This is a genomic window from Flavobacterium sp. (assembly GCF_017985075.1).
Classification (GTDB): Bacteria; Bacteroidota; Bacteroidia; order Flavobacteriales; family Flavobacteriaceae; genus Flavobacterium.
Map to the genome: position 1 here is coordinate 80,418 of NZ_JAGNYF010000001.1, position 26,055 is coordinate 106,472.

At 31.7% G+C, this 26,055-nt stretch carries 21 protein-coding genes; 12 read left to right on the top strand and 9 right to left on the bottom strand.

Annotation, left to right across the window (positions count from 1 at the left end; translation table 11 throughout):
- Nucleotides 1–32: 32 nt before the first annotated feature.
- Nucleotides 33–584, bottom strand: a complete 552-nt coding sequence (locus KA468_RS00355; protein WP_291240968.1) for a hypothetical protein — start codon at nt 582–584, stop codon at nt 33–35.
- Nucleotides 585–664: 80 nt separating this feature from the next.
- On the opposite strand from KA468_RS00355, the gene KA468_RS00360 reads away from it, so the two are divergent.
- The 4 genes from KA468_RS00360 (at nt 665) to KA468_RS00375 (ending at nt 5,979) form a co-directional block, all read left to right on the top strand.
- Nucleotides 665–1,237, top strand: coding sequence for an adenylate kinase (locus KA468_RS00360; RefSeq protein WP_291240969.1), 573 nt, complete (start codon nt 665–667; stop codon nt 1,235–1,237).
- A gap of 31 nt (nt 1,238–1,268) precedes the next feature.
- The gene (locus KA468_RS00365) at nt 1,269–2,543 is read left to right on the top strand and encodes a hemolysin family protein (RefSeq protein WP_291240970.1); all 1,275 of its coding nucleotides are present in this window, start codon (nt 1,269–1,271) and stop codon (nt 2,541–2,543) included.
- Between the two features lie 99 nt (nt 2,544–2,642).
- On the top strand, nt 2,643–3,650 hold the full coding sequence (gene obgE, locus KA468_RS00370) for a GTPase ObgE (protein ID WP_291240971.1): 1,008 nt from the start codon (nt 2,643–2,645) through the stop codon (nt 3,648–3,650).
- 181 nt (nt 3,651–3,831) lie between these two features.
- The gene (locus KA468_RS00375) at nt 3,832–5,979 is read left to right on the top strand and encodes a S46 family peptidase (protein WP_291240972.1); all 2,148 of its coding nucleotides are present in this window, start codon (nt 3,832–3,834) and stop codon (nt 5,977–5,979) included.
- 377 nt (nt 5,980–6,356) lie between these two features.
- Here the strand turns inward: KA468_RS00375 and KA468_RS00380 are convergent, their stop codons facing one another.
- Nucleotides 6,357–8,270 (bottom strand): ATP-binding cassette domain-containing protein, encoded by a 1,914-nt coding sequence (locus tag KA468_RS00380; RefSeq protein ID WP_291240973.1) that lies wholly within the window; start codon nt 8,268–8,270, stop codon nt 6,357–6,359.
- A 63-nt stretch (nt 8,271–8,333) separates the two neighbouring features.
- Between KA468_RS00380 and KA468_RS00385 the strand changes: the two genes are divergently transcribed.
- The gene (locus tag KA468_RS00385) at nt 8,334–8,726 is read left to right on the top strand and encodes a DUF983 domain-containing protein (protein ID WP_291240974.1); all 393 of its coding nucleotides are present in this window, start codon (nt 8,334–8,336) and stop codon (nt 8,724–8,726) included.
- Here the strand turns inward: KA468_RS00385 and KA468_RS00390 are convergent.
- From KA468_RS00390 to topA, 7 genes are all read right to left on the bottom strand, one after another.
- The gene (locus tag KA468_RS00390) at nt 8,715–9,770 is read right to left on the bottom strand and encodes an FAD-dependent oxidoreductase (RefSeq protein WP_291240975.1); all 1,056 of its coding nucleotides are present in this window, start codon (nt 9,768–9,770) and stop codon (nt 8,715–8,717) included. The two genes, KA468_RS00385 and KA468_RS00390, sit on opposite strands and share 12 nt — an antisense overlap.
- Before the next feature lie 114 nt (nt 9,771–9,884).
- Nucleotides 9,885–10,784 (bottom strand): gliding motility protein GldN, encoded by a 900-nt coding sequence (gldN, locus tag KA468_RS00395; protein ID WP_291240976.1) that lies wholly within the window; start codon nt 10,782–10,784, stop codon nt 9,885–9,887.
- Between the two features lie 20 nt (nt 10,785–10,804).
- A complete protein-coding gene (gene gldM, locus KA468_RS00400; RefSeq protein ID WP_291240977.1) occupies nt 10,805–12,343 on the bottom strand; it encodes a gliding motility protein GldM in 1,539 nt (512 codons plus the stop codon).
- A 52-nt stretch (nt 12,344–12,395) separates the two neighbouring features.
- Entirely contained in the window at nt 12,396–13,043 is a 648-nt protein-coding gene (gldL, locus tag KA468_RS00405; RefSeq protein ID WP_291240978.1) for a gliding motility protein GldL, read from the bottom strand.
- 58 nt (nt 13,044–13,101) lie between these two features.
- Entirely contained in the window at nt 13,102–14,484 is a 1,383-nt protein-coding gene (gene gldK, locus KA468_RS00410) for a gliding motility lipoprotein GldK (protein WP_291240979.1), read from the bottom strand.
- Between the two features lie 137 nt (nt 14,485–14,621).
- On the bottom strand, nt 14,622–15,764 hold the full coding sequence (locus KA468_RS00415; RefSeq protein WP_291240980.1) for a formimidoylglutamase: 1,143 nt from the start codon (nt 15,762–15,764) through the stop codon (nt 14,622–14,624).
- A gap of 4 nt (nt 15,765–15,768) precedes the next feature.
- Complete coding sequence (gene topA / locus KA468_RS00420; protein WP_291240981.1) at nt 15,769–18,270, bottom strand: type I DNA topoisomerase; 2,502 nt, start codon at nt 18,268–18,270, stop codon at nt 15,769–15,771.
- Between the two features lie 348 nt (nt 18,271–18,618).
- Here topA and KA468_RS00425 point away from each other — a divergent pair, with 348 nt between their 5' ends.
- The 7 genes from KA468_RS00425 to KA468_RS00455 all read left to right on the top strand — a co-directional run bounded on the left by KA468_RS00425 (nt 18,619) and on the right by KA468_RS00455 (nt 26,047).
- Nucleotides 18,619–20,922: a T9SS type A sorting domain-containing protein gene (locus tag KA468_RS00425; protein WP_291240982.1), complete on the top strand. Its 2,304-nt coding sequence runs from the start codon at nt 18,619–18,621 to the stop codon at nt 20,920–20,922.
- A 149-nt stretch (nt 20,923–21,071) separates the two neighbouring features.
- Nucleotides 21,072–22,526, top strand: a complete 1,455-nt coding sequence (miaB, locus tag KA468_RS00430; protein ID WP_291240983.1) for a tRNA (N6-isopentenyl adenosine(37)-C2)-methylthiotransferase MiaB — start codon at nt 21,072–21,074, stop codon at nt 22,524–22,526.
- 58 nt (nt 22,527–22,584) lie between these two features.
- Entirely contained in the window at nt 22,585–23,853 is a 1,269-nt protein-coding gene (locus tag KA468_RS00435; RefSeq protein ID WP_291240984.1) for a sigma-54 dependent transcriptional regulator, read from the top strand.
- Between the two features lie 15 nt (nt 23,854–23,868).
- Nucleotides 23,869–24,372, top strand: a complete 504-nt coding sequence (locus KA468_RS00440) for an LptE family protein (protein ID WP_291240985.1) — start codon at nt 23,869–23,871, stop codon at nt 24,370–24,372.
- A gap of 82 nt (nt 24,373–24,454) precedes the next feature.
- A complete protein-coding gene (locus KA468_RS00445) occupies nt 24,455–25,285 on the top strand; it encodes a tetratricopeptide repeat protein (protein WP_291240986.1) in 831 nt (276 codons plus the stop codon).
- Nucleotides 25,286–25,295: 10 nt separating this feature from the next.
- Entirely contained in the window at nt 25,296–25,634 is a 339-nt protein-coding gene (gene secG, locus KA468_RS00450) for a preprotein translocase subunit SecG (protein ID WP_291240987.1), read from the top strand.
- 137 nt (nt 25,635–25,771) lie between these two features.
- Complete coding sequence (locus KA468_RS00455; protein WP_291240988.1) at nt 25,772–26,047, top strand: co-chaperone GroES; 276 nt, start codon at nt 25,772–25,774, stop codon at nt 26,045–26,047.
- The last annotated feature ends 8 nt before the right edge of the window (nt 26,048–26,055 follow it).

The following is a 26,055-nucleotide window of genomic DNA, read 5'->3' on the forward strand; positions in this document are numbered from 1 at the left end:
ATACTAATTTGAATTTGTTTCGCAATTAGCCGTTATTTTAGTTTTTCTAAAATATCTTTTGCAGCCGCTCGATACGCTGCGGAATGTTTAAAATAGTCTTGTGAAAGTATCGTTTTTAGTGTTTCGTTAATCCATAGATGCTTTTTTCCGAAGTGATACAAAGTTCTCATAGAGTATGCCTTTGCTGCTACTTTTTCATCCCGAATTAACCAGTCTAAACAGGTTTCAATAATTTTTGTTTCTTGGTTTTCTGTTAGTTTTATTGTTTTCGATTTCGATAAAAACAAACATATTTTAGAAACGGGTCTAATAGCAGAATGATTTTTGTATTGCCCTATTTTTTCTATAAATTCATTAATATATGGTAGAATTAGTTCTAATTTAATTTCGAAAATTAATTCTAATGACCAACACGCTTTATTATGAATTTTATCTTTTTCATTAAGACCAATTTCCAATAAATATTGCAATTTTTCTGGATGTTGAAATACATAATCGCGAATAAATTCTCGACTTATTCGATGTGCAGTACTTTCCGATAGCAGTTTATAAAATGCTTGATCCATCGATGTAAAAATAATCAATTTTTAAAAAAACACATAATAATGTTTTTATATGTTTAATAGTTTGTAAATTTGTGGTTTATTTTAACTTTAACAACACAATGATTAATATTGTTTTATTCGGAAAACCAGGCGCTGGTAAAGGAACTCAAGCAGAATTTTTAAAAGAAAAATATTCGTTAACGCATTTATCTACAGGCGATATTTTTAGATTTAACATTAAAAACGAAACAGAATTGGGCTTATTGGCCAAAACCTATATGGATAAAGGTGATTTGGTTCCAGATTCTGTTACCATTCAAATGTTACAAAGTGAAGTAGAAAAAAACAGTCAATCAAGAGGTTTTTTGTTTGATGGTTTTCCAAGAACAATTGCTCAAGCAGAAGCTTTAGATGCTTTTTTAACGTCAAAAAACGAAGAAATTACAGCAACAGTTGCATTAGAAGCAGATGATGAAATTTTAGTAAAACGTTTGTTAGAAAGAGGAAAAACTTCAGGCAGACCAGACGATCAAGACGAAGAAAAAATTAGAAACAGATACCAAGAATATAACGAAAAAACAGCACCTTTAATGTCGTATTACGAGGCACAAGGAAAGTTTTATGCTGTAAATGGAATAGGTTCGATTGAAGAAATTACAGAACGATTAAGTACAATAATCGATAAATTTTAAGTACATTGCATTTAATTCAACTATATAAAAATTGGAAATAGTCATAATATTCTTGTTGATACTGCTCAATGGAATTTTCTCTATGTCAGAGATCGCACTCATATCAGCAAGAAAAAATAGGTTAGAAACCGCCGCCAAAAAAGGCAACACGAGTGCAAAAACAGCTTTAGATTTAGCCAATTCACCTAACAAATTTTTGTCTACGGTACAAATTGGTATTACCTTAATTGGTATTTTAACTGGTATTTATTCTGGCGATAAAATAACAACAGATGTTGAAACTTTTTTTGCAACCTATACATTAACTTTTCCATATGCTCACACTTTAGCAGTTAGTGTTGTTGTTGTGATTTTAACTTTCTTTTCCTTAGTATTTGGCGAATTATTACCAAAAAGAATTGGGCTAAATTATCCTGAAACCATTGCTAAGTCTGTAGCCGTTCCAATGAAAGTAATGTCTATTGTTACAGCACCATTTATATGGTTATTAACTACTTCTACAGATTTTATTTTAAAAATATTTAAGATAAAACCAACCGCAGATGGCAAGGTTACTGAAGAAGAAATAAAAGCCATTATTAAAGAAGGTACTGAAGTAGGAGAAGTTCAAGAAATTGAGCAAGATATTGTGGAACGCGTATTTCATATTGGCGATAGAAAAGTAAATTCTTTAATGACGCACAGAAAAAGCATTGTTTATTTGGCTTTAGATGAAAGTTATGAAGAATTAAAAGCAAAAATTTTAGACGAGTTGCATTCTGTATATCCTGTTTGTAATGAAAATTTGGATGAAGTTATAGGCGTAGTTTTATTAAAAGATTTATTTGCAAATATTGAAAAAGGCGATTTCGATTTACAGAAAATTATGATTGAGCCGGTATATTTTATTGAACATACTTCGGCTTATAAAGCATTAGAAAATTTTAAAAAGTCTAAAATTCATTATGCATTGGTTACAGATGAATATGGCGTTTTTCAAGGAATTATTACATTAAATGACATTTTAGAAGCATTAGTAGGTGACGCAGCCGATTTTTCTGATGAAGAATATCAATTACTGGCAAGAGAAGACGGAACTTGGTTAGTGGATGGACAATATTCATTACACGATTTTATGACGTATTTCGATTTAGATGATATGCTTAATGATTACGAGGTTACTACTGTTAGTGGTTTGATTATTACGGAATTAGGTAGTATTCCAAAACAAGGCGAAAAGCTAATATGGAATAAATTAGAATTTGAAGTGATGGATATGGATGGCGTTAAAATTGATAAAATTTTAATAAAAGCACTTACGGAATAAGTAGTTGCATTCGCAGTTTTTAGTCTGCATAAAAATTAAAAATTAATAATTTAGAATGGTTTCAGTTGGTTTTACAACTGAAAGCTAAAATACAAGAAAATGACTGAAGGAAATTTCGTAGACTACGTAAAAATATATGTTGCATCTGGTAAAGGTGGTAAGGGTTCTTCTCACTTACACAGAGAAAAATTTATTGAAAAAGGTGGTCCAGATGGTGGAGACGGTGGTCGTGGTGGTCATGTGATTATTAAAGGTAGTAAAAATTTATGGACCTTGTTTCATTTGAAATTTTTGCGACATGTGAAATCAGGTCACGGTGGAGATGGAGGGAGCAGTAGAAGTACCGGACATGATGGAGAAGATAAATTTATAGAAGTTCCTTTAGGGACAGTAATAAAAGACAAAGAAACGGGTGAAATATTATTCGAAATTACAGAAGATGGCGAAACAAAAATTTTAGCTCGTGGCGGTAAAGGTGGTTTAGGTAACTGGAATTTCAGAAGTTCTACTAACCAAACGCCTCGTTATGCACAACCTGGAATACCTGGTGAGGAAGTTGATGTTATTTTAGAATTAAAAGTTCTAGCGGATGTAGGATTAGTAGGTTTTCCAAATGCTGGAAAATCGACTTTATTATCTGTTTTAACTTCTGCAAAACCAAAAATTGCAGATTATGCATTTACTACTTTAAAGCCAAATTTAGGAATTGTTGCTTACAGAGATTTTCAATCCTTTGTAATTGCAGATATTCCTGGAATTATTGAAGGTGCAGCCGAAGGTAAAGGGTTAGGGCATTATTTTTTAAGACATATTGAAAGAAATTCTACGTTATTATTTTTAGTTCCTGCGGATGCAGATGACATAAAGAAAGAATACGAAATTCTTCTTGATGAATTAAGACGATATAATCCAGAAATGTTAGATAAAGACAGGTTGTTAGTGATTTCTAAATGCGATATGTTAGACGACGAATTACAAAAAGAAATGAAACAACAATTAGATAAAGAACTTAAAGGTTTAGATTATATGTTTATTTCATCTGTTGCCCAACAAGGATTAACAGAATTGAAAGATAAATTGTGGAAAATGTTAAATGTGGAAAATTAATATTTTAAAAGCGATTTGGTTTTCAAAACGCTTTTTTTATGTAAAAAGTTAAAATTTTCTTAACAACTTTTATTGATTACATAAATTTTAGATTTTATTTTAAAAATAAAGTATATTCGCATCACAAAAAAGAAACTATTTTATAAAATCCGTAAAGATTTTAAATTTAAATTATCAAATTATGAAAAAAATTATTTTATCCTTAGTTGCTGGAATTATGCTGATGCCAATGAGCGTTAAAGCAGATGAAGGTATGTGGTTTTTAATGTTCATTGAACGTTTAAATCACCGCGATATGCAAAAAATGGGATTACAATTAACTCCACAAGAAATTTACAGCATTAACAACCACAGTTTAAAAGATGCTATTGTGCAGTTTAACGGCGGTTGTACCGCAGAATTAATCTCAAAAGATGGTTTGGTATTAACCAATCATCACTGTGGATATGATGCGATTGCAGAATTATCATCAGCAGAAAAAAATTATTTAAAAGACGGATATTGGGCAGCAAATAGAAAAGAAGAATTAAAACCTTCGAGTTTATTTGTGCGTTTCTTTGTTCGTATGGACGATTGTTCAAAAAGAATTTTATCAGTTGTGACACCAGGAATGAGTGAAGCTGAAAGAGAAAAAGCAATCAATCAAGAAATTGCTAAAATTGAAAAAGAAAACAATGAAGGCGGAAAATATACCGTTTCAGTTCGTCCATTTTTTCAAGGAAATGAATATTACTATTTCGTATATCAAGATTATAAAGATGTTCGTTTAGTAGGTACGCCTCCAGAAAGCTTAGGAAAATTTGGTGGAGATACAGACAACTGGGAATGGCCACGTCATACTGCAGATTTTTCTATGTTTAGAATTTATGCAGACGCTAACGGAAATCCAGCAGAATATTCTGTAAACAATGTTCCGTTAAACCCTAAACATCACTTGCCAGTTAATTTAAGCGGTGTTAAAGAAAACGATTTTGCTATGATTTTAGGATATCCAGGTCGTACAAATCGTTGGATGCCAGCTGGTGGAATTGAGCAAAACGTAAAATTTGCATACCCTGCTTGGGTAGAAGGTTCTAAAACTGGAATGGACAATATGAAAAAATATATGGTTCAATCTGATGCTTTAAATTTAGTGTATGCTTCTAAATTTGCAGGAGTTGCGAATTACTGGAAAAACCGTCAAGGTATGATAGATGCCTTAACAAAATTTGGAACAGCAAAATCTAAAGCAGCTCAAGAAGCTAAATTTAATACTTGGGCAAATCAACCAGCCAATCAAGCTAAATACGGTAATGTTGTAGCTACAATCAACAAATATTATGACATGACGAATGAAAAATCGCGTCATGACAATTATTTACAACAGTTATTCAGAACGTCTGCTTTTGGAACAATTAGCAGATCTTTAGGAAGACAATTAGAAATGTATACTAAAGCAGATGCAGCTAAACGCACTGAAATGGCTCCAGCTATTGAAGAGATGGCAAACGAAATGTTTAAGGAATTACATATTCCTGCTGAAAAAGATATATTAGCTGCTCAGTTGGCTTTATACGCTAAAAAAGCAGGTTATGCATTAGCGCCAACAGTAGAAAAATTAGCAAAAGAAAATAATGGTGATTTTACAAATTATGTAGCTTCAGCTTTTGATGCAAGTATTTTTACTTCAATTGAAAAAATTAAAGCTTACTTAGCAAATCCAAACGATGTAACTTTAACAAGCGACCCTTTATATGTTTTATCAAATGATTTAACAGCACATATTGGTAAAAGAAGTGACGAGTTAATGAAAGCGCAAAACGATTTTGGTGCGTCTTTCCGTTTATTAGTTGAAGGTTTAAGAGAATCTAAAATTGGTACTACTTTATATCCAGATGCGAATTCAACGTTACGTTTAACGTATGGAAAAGTTCGTTCATTACCAGCTGATAAAAGAAATGATGCAACTGTAAATAATTACACCACTTTAGCGGGACAAGTAAAAAAATACAAAAAAGGTGATTTAGAATTCGATTTACCTTCAAAAGTATTAGACATGAATGCTAAAAAAGAATTCGGTCGTTATGCAGATAAAGATGGTTCTTTACACGTTTGTTTCTTAACCGACAACGATATTACAGGTGGTAACTCAGGTTCTCCAGTATTAAACGGAAAAGGAGAATTAATCGGTTTGGCTTTTGATGGAAACATTGAAGCGATGGCTGGAGATGTTATTTTTGATCAAAAGTTACAAAGAACAATTAACGTAGATATTCGTTATGTGCTTTGGGTAATTGAAAATTTCTCTGGTGCAAAACACATTGTAGACGAAATGACTTTAGTGAAATAATTTACTTAAAGTTACAAATAAAAAAAGAGTCTCGAGAAATCGGGACTCTTTTTTGTTTTCTATAGTTTTAATTGTTATCCTGAGCTTGTCCAAAGATTGGGCGTTCCCTTTCAGGTCGTGCTGTCCACTATATCTTTTTAATTTTGTTGCCTTTCTTTAGTCGTAAAAGTTATCTTCGAGAACCTCAGATAACGTTTACTTTCATAAATAATAGTTGTTTTGTTGCCTGAGGCACTCGAAGGCAACAAAATAAAAAAGGATGCCGTTCCCATCACTAACGCAAATCCGTTTTCAAAACAAAAGAAAGTCAACACAATCTTGTCATGCTGAAAGCATCTTTTTTTTCATTGAATTGTAAAACGTTTTGGAATTATTTTTTAAACCAAATTATCAATTTCCTCCTGAACCATTTCCCAATCTGAAAGTAGTTTATCTAATTCCGATTTTTTCTTGTTGTACGCTGTGAAAAAAGATGCGTTTTCTATATGTTTGTCGTAATTTGAAGCTAATTCTTTATCATCGCTTTGAATGTCAATTTCTAATTGTTTAATTTGACTTTCAATTTTTGATAATCTATTTTGTAACGATTTGTTTTTCTTTTGGTCTTCGTAAGAAGCTTTAGAATTTTGGTTAGCAGAATCTTCTTTTTTCTCAATATCCTTTTTTTCAACTTCACGCATGTTTTCTAAATTGCGTTGTTCTAAAAAGTAATTGATATCGCCTAAATATTCTTTAATTTTTTGATCTTTAAATTCATACACCAAATTCGACATGTCTTGTAAAAAATCCCTATCGTGAGAAACGAGTAGGAGCGTGCCTTCATATTTTTGAAGTGCGGCTTTTAAAACATTTTTTGATTTAATATCTAAGTGATTAGTTGGCTCATCCATTACCAAAACGTTAATGGGTTGTAATAATAATTTACATAAAGCCAAACGGTTTCTTTCGCCTCCAGAAAGTACTTTTACTTTTTTCTCCACATCATCACCACGAAACAAAAACGACCCCAGCATATCTCTAACTTTTGCTCTATTGGTATCCGTTGCGGCATCTTCCATGGTTTGCAATAACGTAATCTCACCATCTAAATACTCTGCCTGATTTTGTGCAAAATAACCCACTTGAACATTATGACCTAATTTTATGGAACCTTCAAATTCAAATTCGTTCACAATTGCTTTTATAAAAGTCGATTTTCCTTGCCCGTTCTGACCTACAAATGCAATTTTACTACCACGTTCCACTAAAAGTGAAATGTCTTTTAAAATCGTATTGTCTCCATAGGCTTTTGTTACGTGTTCGGCTTCGATAACTACTCTTCCAGGTACTTTTGAAACGGGAAATGAAATATTCATCACGGAATTGTCGTCTTCATCCACTTCAATTCGTTCTACCTTATCTAATTTTTTTATTAAAGATTGTGCCATCGAGGCTTTAGAAGCTTTGGCTCTAAATTTTTCAATTAATTTTTCGGTTTCTTCAATTTTCTTGGCTTGATTTTTTTGAGTCGCCAATTGTTTTTCACGAATTTCATGACGTAATTCTAAATATTGCGAATACGGTTTATTGAAATCATACGCTTTTCCTAATGAAATTTCTATAGTACGATTCGTAACATTGTCTAAAAACATTTTATCGTGCGATACAATAACTACTACTCCAGGATAATTTCGTAAAAAACTTTCCAACCAAATGATACTTTCTATATCCAAGTGATTGGTAGGTTCATCTAATAAGAGAATATCGTTGGCTTGAAGCAATAGTTTTGCCAATTCAATACGCATACGCCATCCTCCAGAAAACGTTTCTGTTTGGTTGTTAAATACGTCTCGCTTAAATCCTAAACCTAATAATATTTTTTCTGTATCACCCACATAATTATAACCTCCTAAAAGTTCAAATCTATGAGTGTAATCTGATAAATCTTCAATAATTTGAGAATACGCTTCACTTTCATAATCGGTTCTAGTTACCAATTGATGATTGATTTCCTCTAATTTTTTCTCAACTTCTTTAATATCTGTAAACGCTTGATACGCTTCTTCTAAAACCGTTCTTCCTGCTTCAAAATCGATATCTTGTCGTAAAAATCCAATTCTTACCTCTTTTTCTGTGGCAATTTGTCCCGAATCTGGTTTAAAATCGCCAGCTAAAATTTTCAACATGGTCGATTTTCCTGCTCCGTTTTTACCTACTAAACCGACTCTGTCGCCAGCGCCCATTCTAAAAGTAACTTCTTCAAATAAATACGTTCCACCAAAGGAAACAGAAAGATTATGTATATTCAGCATGTTTTTTTCTAATAAGGTGCAAAAGTACTATACTTATTTTACCTTTACATCAAAATAGTAAAAATGTTTGGTAAAGGGTCTAAAATTTATGCGATGATAACGGGTTGTTGTCCTAAATGTCATGAAGAAAGTATGTATTTAAACGCAAACCCTTTTAATATTTTGAAGATTTATGCCATGCATGAAAGATGTTCGCATTGTAAACAAGTATATAAAATAGAGCCTTCTTTCTTTTTTGGTGCCATGTTTGTAAGTTATGGACTTGGAGTATTAATTGGAATTATTACTTTTTTAGTTTCGCATTTTGTGTTTCAAGCCAATTTAAAAACGGCTTTTATTTCAATTGTTGTTGCTTTAATTTTAAGCAATACCCTTATTATGCGAATGTCAAGAAATATCTGGATCAATATATTTATTCACTTTGATAAAAATTGGAAAGAAAACTTATCTAAATAGTTTTTTATAACATCTTTCTATTGAAATTTCATTATCTAATGGGATTCCATTTTCAATATATTGATATAACTTATCTGATAAATACGGCGCAAAAAGCACACCACGAGTTCCTAATCCGTTTAAAATATATAAGTGGTTGTGTAGATGGTGTTTTCCTAAAAGTGGTCTTCTGTCTTTTACAGTTGGTCGTACTCCTGCTAAATGATCTATAACTTCAAAGTCGCAAGAAATCACTTCTTTTAAATGGGTAAGTAATTCTGTTTTAGCTTTTTCGGTTTTTTGATTGGTTTTGTCTTCCCAATCATATGTGGCGCCTACTTTGTATAAATGATTTCCTAAAGGTAAAATCCATATACTTGAATTTATTATCTCATTTAAATTTAGATTTTCGGATTTAATAATTAAAAGTTCTCCTTTTGTGCCATCCAAAGGTAAATTATTAAAATAGGGATTGTTATGTAAACCAAAACCTTCTGCGAATACAATTTGTTTGGCTCTTATATCTTTATATTCAATCTGATCATCTTTGATTACTAACTTAGAATAATCTAAAGTTTCTTCTAAATAGCAATTTTCTACTACTAAGTAATTGGTATAGTTTTCTTTTAATTTTTTAGTATCCAAGAAACCTGTTTCATTCACTTTTCCGAATTTATAATTACTTACTATAGCTTCGTTATTTAAAGTATTTAATTCACTACTTAAATAATTGGATAGGTTAGGTTTGTCAGACGCGGTAAACCAATTGTTTTGTTCTTCAATGTTATTTAATTTACGAAATAACGGAATTTCATATAAAAATGTTGTGCCTAATTTTGTTTCCAAATTTTTATAAAATGGAATTGTAATAGCCAATTGGTTTTCAGCTTCCCATATTTTTGTGAATCTTTTTAAAACAATTGGATTGTACAAACCTCCAGCTATAGTTGTTGAATTTTGAGAGGTGTCATTCACTACCATTATTTTTTTATGGTGTAACAAACACGTTTCTGCAAAAGAAATTCCTGCTAAACCTGAACCAATAATAAGATAGTCAACTTCCATTTTGTTTTATATACTGCTACAAATTTACTTAAAATTGTATTGCCGTTTTAGTTATTAGATAAAAAAAAACTCTTGCCAAAGCAAGAGTTTTTTTATGATTGGAGAAATTTTTAATTAGTAATTCCACATATCTAATTCGAAATTACGTATTTTTTCTTTTACTCTTTCTGATTCTAATAATTGCATTTGAGAGTTTTCTTTCATGTAATCTTTTATCTCTCTATCACCGTAAACATTTTCTTCTAAGTAAATTACCGCATGAAAGCGACGTGCATTTAACAAATGGTCAAATGTAAAAGGCATGGCAGAGTTTCTTTCATTAAAAGCTTTAGCGCTATGAAGTATATCTCTTGCTGCTGGAAAATAAATCCAAAAAAGTTCAACAGGTTCATCGTTTTTGTTTTCTTCTTTTCCCATTGTATTTACATCGGGAACCAAAGGACAAATACCTTGTAATCTGTATTTTAATTCACCTTGACGTTTGTCAAAATACCAAAAACCTTTTATTTTGTATCCCTTAATATCATAAGCTGAAATTTCAGTTACATTAATGAATTCAGAATCTGCTTCTAATTTTTCACCAGCATTAATGATTTCTTTACCACCGTCTGTTGTGTCAATTTTTTTCAAAGACTTTTCTATTTCTTCTAAAGTTTTTTTAGTAGTAAAATATCCAGAATCATAAACTTCAGTAATCTTACCATCTCTAATTCCCTGTTTTAAAACATCATAAAGAGGTTTTCTGTCAGGGCTTAGATTTGCTTCAACTGGATAATACATTGGAAAATTTACTCTTTGGTCAACATCAATAATTTCCCAAACGGTTTTACCCATGAATACATCTCTATCTCCTATGTAACCATAAGGCAAAGGTTTATCGTTATCTGCATTTTTTTCTGCTTCGGTTTTCTTACCAATTTCAGCAGGTGTTTTTGCATTTAGTAAATTAGATTGTGCAAACGAAAGCGTGCTCAAACTAAATACTGCTACTAATAAAAAATTTCTCCAATTCATTTTTTTATTTTATTAAAATTTTATTTTATTTCAAAAGAACATGGTGAAATTTGTTTTACAAGCTGTCCTTCAGCTCCTCCAACAAATTTCGCTTTAATGTCAAAAATACTTACAACATCTCCTTTTGAAGCTTTTGCTATTGCAGATTTTGCAGCAGCATCCATTTTACTTCCGCTTACAACTTTTGAAGGTTGTCCAGGAACTTTAATTGTAAATTGTGTAACTTGAGCTTTAACAGGAAAATCAAAATCTATTAAATCTGCAGTAATTGTACAAACTTCTAAATTAGATTTAGATCCTGATGCCGATACTTCTCCTCTGATTTTACCAGTTGGAGCAGGAATTCCTTTAATTCTGAATTCTTTTTTGTCAGTAACAACCTTTCCGTCAGGTAATGTTGCAGAAACTGTTACCATTACGGTATTACCTGCACCTGGTTTTAACACGTATTTACCATCTGACCCAGACATTCCAGGAGCAGAAGCTTTTACTTTATTATTAGCAACACCTGCAAATGAAATTGTCATTGGATTTGCAACTCCACGATAAACAACATTCATTTTGTCTGCTGAAATTGTTGCTGAGTTAGGACGTGGAACAACTACATAGTTTCCTTTAAATGGTAATGGAATTGTTTTTCCATCCTCTAAAAATGAAAAAGATCCATTAATTGTTTGCTCTCCCACAGAACCAGCTGTTAAAGATATTACTGCTTGACCATTTTCTAATCTACCTGGTCCTTGAAATGATGTAGGTTTTGTGTTTTCGTCGTAACGACCTAAAACAACTTTTCCTTTAACATTCTCACCTTGAAAATATGCGTTTTTCTCTAAAACTACTATTGCTTGATAATTACTGTATGAAGCTGCCTGTACCGCTGCTTTTCCTAAAGCTGCACTAATAACATCTGACTCTCCTTTTTTTGCGTCATTTTGCCAAGCACTTAATTTTGCTAAAGATGCTACTGCTGGAAAGCCTTTGAAATGATAATTTAAATATTTATCTTTTAAACCTTCTTTATTTGCAACGTCAGCTAAATCAAATTTCTTAGTTATTTCATTTAATATTGCTGAATATTTTTTCTCATTCCCTAAAGCTGCTTTCATTTCACTTTTGTAAGTTTCAATTGCTGCAATTACTTCGTTACCTCTTTTAGAGTAACCGTCACCATTGAATAAACTGTTATCTAAATTATCAGCTTTATCCATTGCTTCATAATCTAATTTACCTGTTTTTTCATTTACTTCTACACCATTTAACACTTCAGCTTTAATAGTTTCTACAAAAGCATAAAATTTCTTTGTTGCTGCTTCAACTTTATGAGCTGTAGCTGCTGCAACAGCAAATTCTCCTTTTGCTTCAGCTGCTTTTGCGTCTAATGCTGCCAACATTTGCTCGTTGGTTTGTTTAGATGTATTGTTAGCAGACTCGAATTTTTCATTCATTAATCCAAAAGCTGATAATACTTCTTTTGACATATTCATTGCCAACATTGCGATGAAAACCAAATACATTAGGTTAATCATCTTCTGTCTAGGGGTTAATTTTCCTCCTGCCATTTTGTAATAATTAGTTTAGTTAATTAAATTAAATTTATTTTGATAAAACTAATTATCCTTTGTTTTGCATTGCAGTTAACATTCCACCATATACAGCGTTTAATGAAGATATGTTTGATGTCATTGATTGCATTTGCTCTTTTAATTTAGATGCATTTTCTGCAATTTCTGCATTCGCATCTGCATTTTTCTGTGCACCATCAATTTGTGCTTTGTATAAATTGTTTAACGCTTCTAATGAAGTAGCTGCGCTAACCATTTGTTCTGCATATTTTGTTTGTGAAGCAATAGCATCAACTGTTGGAGCGATACCTTTAGCTGCACCTTCAAAGTTTTTAATACTATTTCCTAAGCTTGTCATTAATTCCCCATCAATTTTAGCTTCTTTTAATAAATTATCTAATTTTTGAGATAATAAACCTTGTGCTTCTTCAGGATTTTCTTTTTTACCTGATTTTGGTTTAGCTTCACCACCAGCTAATTCTGGGTAAACTAAAGACCAATCTAATTCATGTTCTACTGGTTCAAAAGCAGATAATGCAAAGATTAATGCTTCAGTTAATAATCCAACAGAAAGCATAACAGTTCCAGTTAACGGACCTAATTCAAAGTGAGTAATTTTGAAAAGTGCTCCAACGATTACTACTGCTGCTCCCATACCGTAAGCGAAATTCATTGCTTTTTTGCTTAAAATTGCCATAATTTAAAATTTTAGTTAGTTAAGTTATAATTATTTAGTTAAGTTAAATTCTTGTTTGTTATTTTGCTTTGCTTCCCGTTGCTTCAGTACCCATATAATCTTGTACTGTTCTGAAACCGATATAGCTTCTTGCTGAATCTGCATATTCGAAATCACGAGTTGAAACTTGTAAGAAAAAAGCTACGTCTTTCCATGATCCACCACGAATTACTTTTCTTTGATTCGCTTTATCTGCAACATTAGGATTCATAGTTGAAACGAATTCATATGCACCTGCATCGTAAGAAGATTCTGTCCATTCTGAAACATTTCCTGCCATGTTGTATAAGTTGAAATCATTTGGTTCATACGATTTTGCTTCAACAGTATATAAAGCACCATCTGCCGCATAATCTCCTCTCATTGGTTTGAAATTCGCTAAGAAACAACCACGGTCATTTTTAGCATATGGTCCACCCCATGGATAAGTACCTGATTCAATTCCACCTCTTGCTGCATATTCCCATTCAGCTTCAGTTGGTAAACGGAAAGAATTTACTTGATCTCTTCCTTTTTGTTTTTTAACATATGAGTTTTTGTACATCGTTCTCCAAGCACAAAATGCTTTAGCTTGTTTCCAAGAAACACCTACTACTGGATATTCTCCATATGCTTGGTGCCAAAAATAATCATTGTGCATTGGCTCATTATACGAATATGCAAAATCTTTAATCCAAGCCGTTGTATCTGGATATATTTCTAAAGGCGGTGCATCTTCATAAAAGTTTTTACGACCTTTTTTCTTAACCGCTTTATTTAAATCTACTTGATTGTATTTGAATTTTAATTTACTTGCATCAATCGTTTTTAACCCATTAAACGATTCTGATTCTGGTAAATACATGGAATCCATTACTTCTACATAATCCGCATCTGGATATTTAGAAGTTTCTTTAATCAATTTTACTTTTTTATTAGTTTTTCTATTTGCATACGGATCAGCTTCTGTTCCTACACTATAATAGTTTTCATACATATATTTGTCGTATGCTGTCATCTTAGCTGGATCTGCATCAGCAAAAGCAAAATCACCAATACTTCCAGTGTTTTTTCCTCCTGCAGCTGGTTTAGCACCTGACTCTTCAGCTTTGATAGCTAAATTTGTTCTTATAGTAGAATCTTTTACCCATTCTACGAATTGACGGTATTCACTATTTGTAATTTCTGTTTCATCCATATAAAATGAACGCACAGTAACAGTTTTAGTTGGCGCATCTTGTACATTGGCAACGTCATCATCTGACTTACCCATAATAAACGCACCTCCAGGGATAAGTGACATACCAAAAGGTTTTTCAGAAAACCATTTTTTGCCTTTAACTCCTACCAGTTCACCTTTATCGCCTTTTCCACAGCTTGTTAATAAAGCTAATGCCGCTGATAATACTAAAAACTTTTTCATATTAATTGGGTTATAAAATTTTATTTTATTTTAGGCTTCAAACCTATCTATTTATTTTGACATATACAATAGCAAATGAAAAATAATCTAAAAAAAAGTGTATTTTATCGATTTTTGCTATGCTTTTACCGATTTTTTTAATAGCTTTTTCTATGTGCTTTCCACCATCTTTCGGGGATTTCAGCATTACAAGCCGCTACATAATCATCGTTTGTACATGGTAATAACGTTTTTTTAACTGTTTTATTATAAATTGTATTGTAATTTATTTCCATCCACCATCTTTCAGATCGGTTACTTTTGTAAAAAACCAACTCTTCGTCTTCTGCTAATACTATATATCTATTATAATCTGTTTTTTCTTCAAATGGGTATTCGTAACTTCTTAAGTGATACCCTTCTATGAAATACCAAACGATTTGCGCTATAAGTAGGTTTTCATTTTTATTATAAAATTGATTGAAAATTCCAAAGGCACTAACTTTATCGCTTATACCCGCATATCTGGCTAAAGTACAAATTTCTCTTCCATCAAATCCGTTTGGATAAAATTCTGTTGTATTTCCCGAATCGGATGATTTTATAGACTTTAAATCAAGACTTATAATATCGGCATCTCTAAAAACAGGCTCTACTATAGCAGGATTTTTACTTATTTCTCCTAATCTATACGTGTCAAAATACAATTTTTCAATTAAATCTATTTCTTCTTGCGACGTGTAATAGGTTTGATATCCAATACTGCAAAAATTATATAAATTATTTGGCTCTTCTACAATTATTCTTGATAAATACGAATCGGATTCTAGTTTTTCGTCTTTTGCAAAATCAAACTTATTATCTATTGCAACTAAATTCACCATTTGGTCCAATTGATCAAAAGCACGATACATAGCGTAAGTTAAATCTTGCGAACCACCAACGACCAAAGGTATAATTTTTTGTTTGATTAAACTGGCACAAATGGTTTTTAATACAAAATAAGAGTCGCTTGGTTCATTTCCAACTAAAGCATCTCCTAAATCGGCAATTCCTTTGTTCCAATTCCCTGGAAATAATTGATAAAATGCTTTTCTAAAATCGTTAAAATTGTAATTTTCATTCTCTAAATTCGCACCTCTATTTTCGTTTACACAAATAAGTGCGATGGATATGTTTTCTAAATTAGGATAATCGGTAGCTGTATGCATTACAATTTTTTTACCTAAAGTTTGATTAGATAATTGAGTTGTAAATTCCTGAATTTCTTCAGATACAGGTTGTAAATATTCGAATATCATAAAATTATTTCTTTTTAGCTACGGCTTTTTTTGCAGGCGCTTTTTTAGTCGCTGTTTTTTTAGCGGGTGTTTTTTTCTCAATCATCTCTTTTACTGTTTCAAGAGTTAATTTTGTAGCATCTATATCTTTACTAAGTTCAATTTTAATTTTTCCTTTTGTAATTACAGATCTTCCCCAACGCGCTTTTTCTACTTTTATGCCTTCTTCTTTCCAAAAATGAAGTACTTTTTCAATTTCTTTTTGTTGTTTATCTTCAATTAATTCATTGATATCAGCTTGCGATAAATTATCAAAATTGTACTTTTTATTTACATTGATAAAAATACCATTCCATTTTAAGAAAGGTCCAAATCGGCCTACGCCTTTTTGAACAGGTAAATTGTCATAGGTAGCAATAGGTGCATCTGCCTTGGTTTTTTCATCAATCAATTCAATGGCTCTTTCCATTGTTACATCTAATGGTTCTTCGCCTTTTGATAGTGAAATAAATTGTGTTCCAAACTTCACATAAGGCCCAAAACGGCCATTGTTTACTTCAATTTCTTCCCCTTCATAAGTTCCTAAAGATTTTGGTAATAAAAATAAATCTAAAACTTCTTCTAATGTTATATTGCTAAGGTTTTGCTCGTTTCTTAAACTTGCAAATTGTTTTACTTCATCGTCAATAGCGCCAATTTGAGCCATTGCGCCGTATTTTCCTAATCGAACACTTACTGGTTTTCCTGTTTTTGGATCGGTTCCTAAAATGCGTTCTCCAGATTCACGTTCTGCGGTGGTTTCTACTTTGGTAACAATTGGATGAAAATGATTGTAAAATGTACTCATCATTTTGTGCCAATCTTCGTTTCCAGCTGCAATTTCATCAAAATCTTGTTCTACTTTAGCTGTAAAATTATAATCTAAAATACTTTCAAAGTTTTTTACTAAAAAGTCAGTCACAATTCCTCCAATATCTGTTGGAACTAATTTTCCTTTATCGGAACCTGAGTTTTCTTTTAACGTTTGCGATTTTATTTCTTTACCAATTAAAGTTAATTGCTCGTATTTTCTTTCTGTACCTTCAAAACTTCCTTTTTCAACATAATTTCTGTTGATAATGGTGGAAATTGTTGGCGCATAAGTCGAAGGACGACCAATGCCTAATTCTTCTAATTTTTTTACTAAAGAAGCTTCTGTATATCTGCTTGCAGGTCTACTAAAACGTTCTGTTGCTGCAATGAATTTATGGTTTAGTTTTTCGTTTACTTTTAAAGCGGGTAACATACCTTCTTGTTCTTCATCATCTTCATCATTACCTTCTAAATATACTTTTAAAAAGCCATCAAATTTGATTACTTCACCAGTTGCAGAAAAATATTCGTTGTGTGTATTCGCTGCAATTTTCACATTGGTTCGTTCCAGTTGCGCATCACTCATTTGCGAGGCTAAAGTACGTTTCCAAATTAAATCGTATAAACGCGCTTGGTCTCTATCGATATCAACCGTATGACGACTCATATCTGTAGGACGAATGGCTTCGTGTGCTTCTTGAGCGCCTTTAGATTTGGTATTGTAATTTCTTGGTTTGCTATATGCTGCTCCGTAATACGAAGTAATTTCCGCTTGTGCTGCAGCCATAGCGTCTTGCGAAAGATTTACACTATCCGTTCTCATATAGGTGATTAAACCGGCTTCGTACAAACGTTGTGCAATTTGCATCGTAATTCCAACAGGTAAATATAATTTACGAGCGGCTTCTTGTTGTAAAGTAGACGTCGTAAACGGTGCTGTTGGCGATTTTTTCGTTGGCTTGGTTTCTAAATCCGCTACATTAAAATTCGCATTTACATTCTTTTCTAAAAATGCTTGAGCTTCTTCTTTTGTATTGAAATTTTTATTTAGTTTGGCTTTTACAGTTTTTCCTGCTTCATTCGTAAATTCAGCACTAATTGAATAACTTCCAACAGCTTTAAAATTCTGAATCTCTCTTTCACGCTCAACAATTAATCGAACAGAAACGGATTGCACACGTCCGGCAGATAATCCGCCTTTTACTTTTTTCCAAAGCACGGGAGACAATTCGTAACCTACCAAACGGTCTAAAACTCTACGAGCTTGTTGAGCATTTACTAAATTATAATTGATATCTCTCGGATTTTCAATTGCTTTTAAAATGGCAGTTTTTGTAATTTCGTGAAATACAATACGTTTTGTTTTGGCAGGATCTAATTTTAATTCTTCGGCTAAATGCCAAGAAATAGCTTCTCCTTCTCGGTCTTCATCGGAAGCCAACCAAACCATATCTGCTTTTTTAGATAAGTCTTTTAGTTTTTTTACTAATGCTTTTTTATCTGTAGACACCTCATATTTAGGTTTAAAGTTATCATTTACATCTACACCAATTTCCTTTGAAGGTAAATCGGCAATATGTCCGTAACTTGATTCCACTTGGAAATCGGTTCCTAAAAATTTTTCAATGGTTTTTGCCTTTGCAGGTGACTCCACGATAACTAAATTCTTCGCCATTTTCATTTATTTGATTTGGCAAAAGTATATTATTTTTTTGATTAATATATATAGGTGTCGTTTTTTTGATTTATTAAATCGGTTTACACAAATTGTAAAAATGAGAATTCATTAATTAAAATGGCTACCATCTTAATAATATATTTGTTTCAATTTATTTTGCCACAGATTTAAAGGATTTCAAAGATTTTCATCATTATATTTATAAAATCGGTGCTAATCTTTATAATCAGTGGCTTAAAAAACAAACATTTAATAAACAGAAGCCACTAAAATTTTAAAAATTATTTATTTAGAAGTGTAGGTAAATAATTTTTTTTATATTTGTAATACACGATCTCAAATATTATGAATAAAATCTACATTTTTTTAGCTGTGTTTATTACTTTTGTTACACAAGCACAAATTGTAAACATACCAGATGCAAATTTTAAAGCTAAATTATTACAAGCTAGTTCAAGTAATCAAATTGCGTCCTCACAAACACCTGTTTATAGTCCTAATGATGATACTTGGTATATTTCTTCTTATAACGCTATCGATACAAACGGGGATGGAGAAATACAGGTTTCAGAAGCTCAAGCTATTAAATGGCTTTCTGTTAGCAGTTCTTCAATTTCAAATCTAACGGGAATTGAAGCTTTTACAAATTTACAAGTTTTGCATTGTCAAAGCAATCAATTATCGAGTTTGAATCTTTCTGGTTTAACAAATTTAAAACAATTGAGTTGTCAACAAAATCAATTATCGAGTTTAAATGTTTCGGGTTGTACAAATTTGCAAACTTTTAGTTGTTACAATAATCTATTAACTAGTTTAAATGTTTCGGGTTTAACAAATTTGAAAAATTTGAATTGTATCTATAATCTGTTAACTAGTTTAAATGTTTCGGGTTTAACAAATTTGATTAAATTGTATTGTAATAATAATCAATTGCCGATTTTAATTGTTTCGGGTTTAACGAATTTGCAGTATTTGTATTGTAATAATAATCAATTGCCAAATTTAAATGTTTCGGGTTGTACAAATTTGAAACATTTGTTTTGTGAATATAATCTATTAACTAGTTTAAATGTTTCGGGTTTAACAAATTTGATAAGCTTGGATTGTTCATATAATCAATTAACGAGTTTGTTTATAAAAAATGTTAATTGGGCAGTTTTAGGTTTTTCTAATAATCCTAATCTACAATATATTTGTGCTGATGAAGAAGATTTAGGTGTGGTGCAAAACAAAATCAATCAATCTGGTATGGGTTCAACTTGCCATGTGAATAGTTATTGTTCTTTTACTCCAGGTGGCACGTTTTATACTGTTAATGGTAATACTCGTTTTGACAGTGATAACAATGGCTGTGAAAGTAGCGATGCTGTGTATTCAAATCTAAAAATTAATATATCAAACGGTACACAAACAGGCAGTTTAATTGCTAATGGGACAGGAAATTATTCTATTCCAGTTCAAGCAGGTACTCATACGCTTACACCTTTACTAGAAAACCCTAGTTATTTTAACGTTAGCCCTGCAACTACAACGTTAGTTTTTCCTTTACAAACAAGTCCTTTTACACAAAATTTTTGTATTACTCCTAATGGAGTGCACCACGATGTAGAAGTTACTTTATTTCCATTAAATCCGGCACGTCCTGGTTTTGATGCCAACTATAAAATAGTATATAAAAACAAAGGCACTTCTATTGCAAGTGGTGCTGTAGTGTTTGATTTTGATGATTGCCACCAAATTACGGATTATGTTATAGCTACCCCAACCCCTAATGCAGTAGCATATAATGGACTTACTTTTAATTATACCAACCTGCAAACTTTTGAAAGTAGAGAAATTTTTGTTACGCTAAACGTAAATAGTCCTATGGAAACTCCAGCAGTTAATGCAGGAGATTATTTATCTATAAATGCTACTATTTCTTGTACAAACACCGATGAAAATTTAACCAATAATGCTTTCAATATTAGGCAAATAGTGGTTAATTCTTACGATCCAAATGATAAAACGTGTTTAGAAGGATCAATAATTAATCCTTCAAAAATAGGCGATTATCTTACTTATCAAATTCGTTTTGAGAATACGGGTACTTTTCCTGCACAAAACATCGTAGTAAAAGATATGATTGATACTGCAAAATTTGATGTTTCTACGTTACAAATAATAAATAGTAGTCATACTTGTTACGCAAAAATCACAGGTAACAAAGTAGAATTTATTTTTGAAAATATCAACCTACCTTTTGCAGATGCTACAAATGATGGCTATGTAGTATTTAAAATTAAATCGTTGCCAACATTAACGGTAAATAGTACGGTTAGTAATTCGGCATCAATTTATTTTGATTATAATTTCCCAATTATAACTAATACGGCTACTTCTACCTATCAACTTTTAAATGCTAGTAGTTTTGTTTTTGAAAATGAATTTGTTTTATATCCTAATCCAGTGAAAGACAATTTTACGATTAAGACTAAAAACAGTTTAGAAATACAATCTTTGGAAATTTATAATACACTAGGTCAAATAGTGCTAGCTATTCCAAGATTTTCAGAAAATGTGGATGTTTCTTCGCTACAAAAAGGAACGTATTTAGTAAAAGTCAATACCGAAAAGGGTAACAGTGGTGTCACGATAATTAAAGAGTAATTAAAGGAAAGCAATTCGAAAGAGTTGCTTTTTTTATTAAATTGTGTTAAACTGATGCTGACAATTTGGCAGATAATGAAATTTAGTACTATCTTTGCTTTCTGAATTTTTGAAAAAACAGTTTTCGAAAATAAAATTATACACCGTTTATGGAAGAAAAGATTATAGAAGAAAGTAAGCAAGGCACTTCAATGGTTTTGGAGACAAAGCAAGGAAACCAAAAGAAGTTATTTATAGAAAGCTATGGTTGCCAAATGAACTTTGCTGACAGCGAAGTTGTGGCTTCTATTTTGGCAAATGAAGGATATAATACGACTCAAGTTTTAGAAGAGGCTGATTTGGTTTTAGTTAATACTTGTTCCATAAGAGATAAAGCAGAAGTAACGGTTCGTAAACGATTACAAATGTATAATGCTGTAAAACGCGATATCAATCCGAAAATGAAGGTTGGTGTTTTAGGTTGTATGGCAGAACGGTTAAAAGAAAAATTTTTAGATGAAGAAAAAATTGTAGATATGGTTGTAGGACCAGATGCTTACAAAGACATTCCGAATTTATTAAAAGAAGTAGAAGACGGTAGAGATGCCATAAATGTGATTCTTTCTCGTGAAGAAACCTATGCAGATATTTCTCCAGTGCGGTTAAGCAGTAACGGAATTACAGCATTTGTATCGATAACTCGTGGTTGCGATAACATGTGTACGTTTTGCGTAGTGCCTTTTACTCGTGGAAGAGAACGTAGTCGAGAACCAGAAAGTATTATTGAAGAAATTGCTGATTTATGGAGTAAAGGGTTCAAAGAAGTAACTTTGTTAGGTCAAAATGTAGACAGTTACCTTTGGTACGGTGGTGGTTTGAAAAAAGATTTCGAAAAAGCAAGCGAAATGCAAAAAGCCACATCGGTAGATTTTGCTCAATTGTTAGATAGATGTGCTACTCAATTTCCAAAAATGCGTTTTCGTTTTTCTACATCAAATCCGCAAGATATGCATATTGAAGTAATTGAGGTTATGGCAAAACACCATAATATTTGCAATTACATTCACTTACCCGTTCAGAGCGGAAGTACCAGAATTTTAAAAGAAATGAACCGTCAACATACTCGTGAAGAATATATTACCTTGGTGGATACTATTTATAAATTAATTCCAGATATTACTTTATCGCAAGATATTATTGCTGGATTTCCAACAGAAACAGAAGCAGATCATCAAGATACGTTAAGTTTGTTAGAATATGTTAGATACGATTTCGGATTTATGTTCTCGTATTCCGAAAGACCAGGAACGTTAGCGGCCAGAAAAATGGAAGATGACGTACCTGAAGAAATAAAGAAACGCAGGTTAAATGAAATTATCGATTTACAGCAACGTATCGCATTAGAACGCACACAGCGTTTTATTGGTCAAACAGTTGAAGTATTAGTAGAAAAAGATTCTAAACGTTCCGACAAACAGTGGAGTGGAAGAAATTCGCAAAGTACGGTTGTAGTTTTTCCAAAAGAAAATTATAAACCAGGTGATTTTGTATTAGTAAAAATATCAGATTGTACCAGCGGAACATTAATAGGTGAAGCAGTAGGTTATTCTGAAATTATGAATTAAAAATTAACAATGAAAATTTAGAATTATCAATTGTCAATTATTAATTATCAATTAAAAAATGGAATCAGTTCAAAACATAAAACAACGCTTTGAGATTATTGGAAACGATCCAAAACTCAATCGTGCGGTAGAAAAAGCCATTCAGGTTTCTCCTACGGATATTTCTGTATTAGTAACTGGAGAAAGTGGCGTGGGTAAAGAAAGTATACCAAAAATTATTCATTCATTATCTCATAGAAAGCACGGAAAATACATTGCCGTAAACTGTGGTGCCATTCCAGAAGGAACAATAGATTCAGAGCTTTTTGGACACGAAAAAGGATCGTTTACGGGAGCTACAGGAACTCGTGAAGGATATTTTGAAGTAGCCAATGGCGGAACCATTTTTTTAGACGAAGTTGGAGAACTACCTTTAACCACGCAAGTACGTTTATTACGTGTGTTGGAAAATGGCGAGTTTATTAAAGTAGGATCGTCTCAAGTACAAAAAACCAATGTTCGTATTGTTGCGGCTACTAACGTGAATATGTTGGAAGCAATTGAAAAGGGAAAATTCAGAGAAGATTTATATTATCGTTTAAGTACTGTTGAAATTAATTTGCCTGCTTTACGCGAAAGAAAAGAAGATATTCATTTGTTGTTTCGCAAATTTGCTGCAGATTTTGCACACAAATATAAAATGCCTCCAATCAAATTATCAGATGATGCTGTAAATTATTTAATGCATTATCGTTGGAGCGGAAATATTAGACAATTGCGAAATTCAGCGGAGCAAATTTCTGTATTAGAAACCAATAGAGATATCTCATTGACGGCTTTAAAATCGTATTTACCTAATATGGAAAGTAATTCGCTTCAAGTTGTTGGAGAGAAAAAAAGCACTTCCGATTTTAGTAATGAGCGCGAAATTTTGTACAAAGTACTTTTTGATATGAAAAGCGACTTAAATGATTTAAAAAAACTTACACAAGAGCTAATGCAAAATGGAAATGCTAAAGTGCAAGAAAATAACAAATCGCTTATTCAAAAAATTTATGGAAATTCTGAAGAAAAAAACACTATTTTTGAACAAGAAATAAAAAGAAATGTTTTACCTGTTGAAGAAGAAGTAGAACAAGAAGAGTTTGACGACGAAGACGATTTTAATAATAATTATCTCTATGCAGAAGCTATTGATGAAGTGGAAACCCTTAGTTTAGAAGCGAAAGAAATAGAATTAATTAAAAAATCGTTAGAAAAAAATAAAGGAAAAAGAAAAGCAGCTGCAGATGAATTAGGCATTTCTGAAAGAACCTTATATAGAAAAATAAAACAATTTGATTTGTAGTTTTAGAACAAAAAGATGAAATTAAAAATTAAAATAATCGCAATTTTAACCTTGTTTTTACTCGTAAGTTGTAACGTGAAATACAATTTTACAGGAACAGGAAAAATTAATGCCAAAACGTTTCAGGTAAATTATTTTCAAAATAATGCCGAAATTGTTGAAGTTGGTATAGAACGAACGTTTACGCAAAAATTACAGAATACCATACAAAATCAAACCAATTTAGATTTGGTAACTTCTGGAGGCGATTTACTATATGAGGGTGAAATTGTGGAATATCGTATTACGCCAATGGCATCAAATGCGAGTCAGCAATCTTCTCAAAACAGAATGACAATTTCTATAAATGTTAGGTATTCAAGCAAAAATTCAGAAGATGATAATTTTGAAAAGCGTTTTTCATTTTATCATGATTATGATGCCAATTTATTACCTTCTGTGGTTTTAAATGAAGCGTTAGAAATTATTTATGAAAGAATCACGCAAGATATTTTTAATGAATCTTTAGCAAAATGGTAGTTTAAAATATTGTTTTTCGAGAACCCGAAGCATTGTTGGCTGAGGCACTCGAAGTCAACATTGAATATTATTAAAATAAAAAATGAACACAAACGATTATATAAATCTACTTAATAATTCTAAAGCAATTAACGACAAACAAACGTTAATACTTGAAACTATTGTAAATGAATTTCCATTTTACCAAAGTGCTCGTGCTTTATATTTAAAAGGATTATATAATCAAGAAAGTTTTAGATATAATTACGAATTAAAGAAAACAGCTGCTCATACAACAGATAGAAGTGTGTTGTTCGATTTTATTACTTCTGATGATTTTAAAATTTTTCAACAAGAAGTGTATGATAAATATCAAGCTGAAATCCAGAGTATAATCGTTTCAGATTTTGAATATGTTGAAGAAGAAAAAAAGCCTTTTACTTTAGATACTAAACAAGAATCAAGCAATGTAACAGAAACAATTTCTATTTCCGAACAAAAAGAATCAAATAAAGAAGTAGAAGCAGCATTGGAAATTGGTAAACCTTTGCAATTTGAAAAAAATGAAACCCATTCCTTTTCAGAATGGCTTCAGTTGGCTAAAATCGTACCAATTGTTCGTGAAGAAGCTGAAAAACAAATCAGTGTGTCTTCAGAATTAGAAAAAAAATTCGATTTAATTGAAAAATTTATCGAATTAAATCCTAAAATTCCACAGGCAAAAGATACTACGTCAATACCAATAAACATTGCTAAAAGCAACGAAACGCCTTCTTCAATAATGACCGAAACGTTGGCGCAAATTTATCTCGAACAAAAAAAATATACCAAAGCCATACAAGCTTATGAAATATTAATTTTGAAATATCCAGAAAAAAGTAGTTTCTTTGCAGACCGAATTAAAAATATAAAAATTTTACAACAAAATAATTAATACAGAAGTTATGTCATTTACAATTTTTTTAGCATTAATCATCATCGTATGTTTTTTATTAATCTTAACTATTATGGTTCAGAATCCTAAGAGTGGAGGTTTATCTTCATCTTTTGGAGGTGGAGGTCAAATGGGAGGTGTAAAAAACACAACCGACTTTTTAGAAAAAACGACTTGGGTTTTAGGAGGTTCATTAATTGTTCTAATTTTATTATCAACTTTAAGTTTTAATAATGGTACAGGTGGATCTAAATTAGTAGACGAAAATGCTGCTCCAGCTATTGTTAAAGATGCTCCAGCTAAGCAAGCAACTACACCAGCTACAAAACCAGCAGATTCAGCAAAATAATTCTTGCTACATATATAATATAATGCCAGCCTGTCAGTGCTGGCATTTTTATTTTAAGTAAATTTGTCAGAAATTGGGTTTGGCACAATTTCTGAAATTAAATTAAGCGTTCACTAACAAACATATTCAATATAATTATGGCATTAAATATTAAACCAATTGCAGACCGAGTAGTAATTGAACCATCTGCTGCAGAAACGACAACTGCTTCAGGAATTATTATTCCAGATACAGCAAAAGAAAAACCTCAAAAAGGAACTGTTGTTGCCGTTGGAACAGGTAAAACCGATTATACAATGACTGTAAAAATTGGTGATACCGTTTTGTATGGTAAATACGCTGGAACAGAATTAAAATATGAAGGTAAAGATTACCTAATTATGCGTGAAGACGAAATTTATGCGATATTGTAGCAATAGGC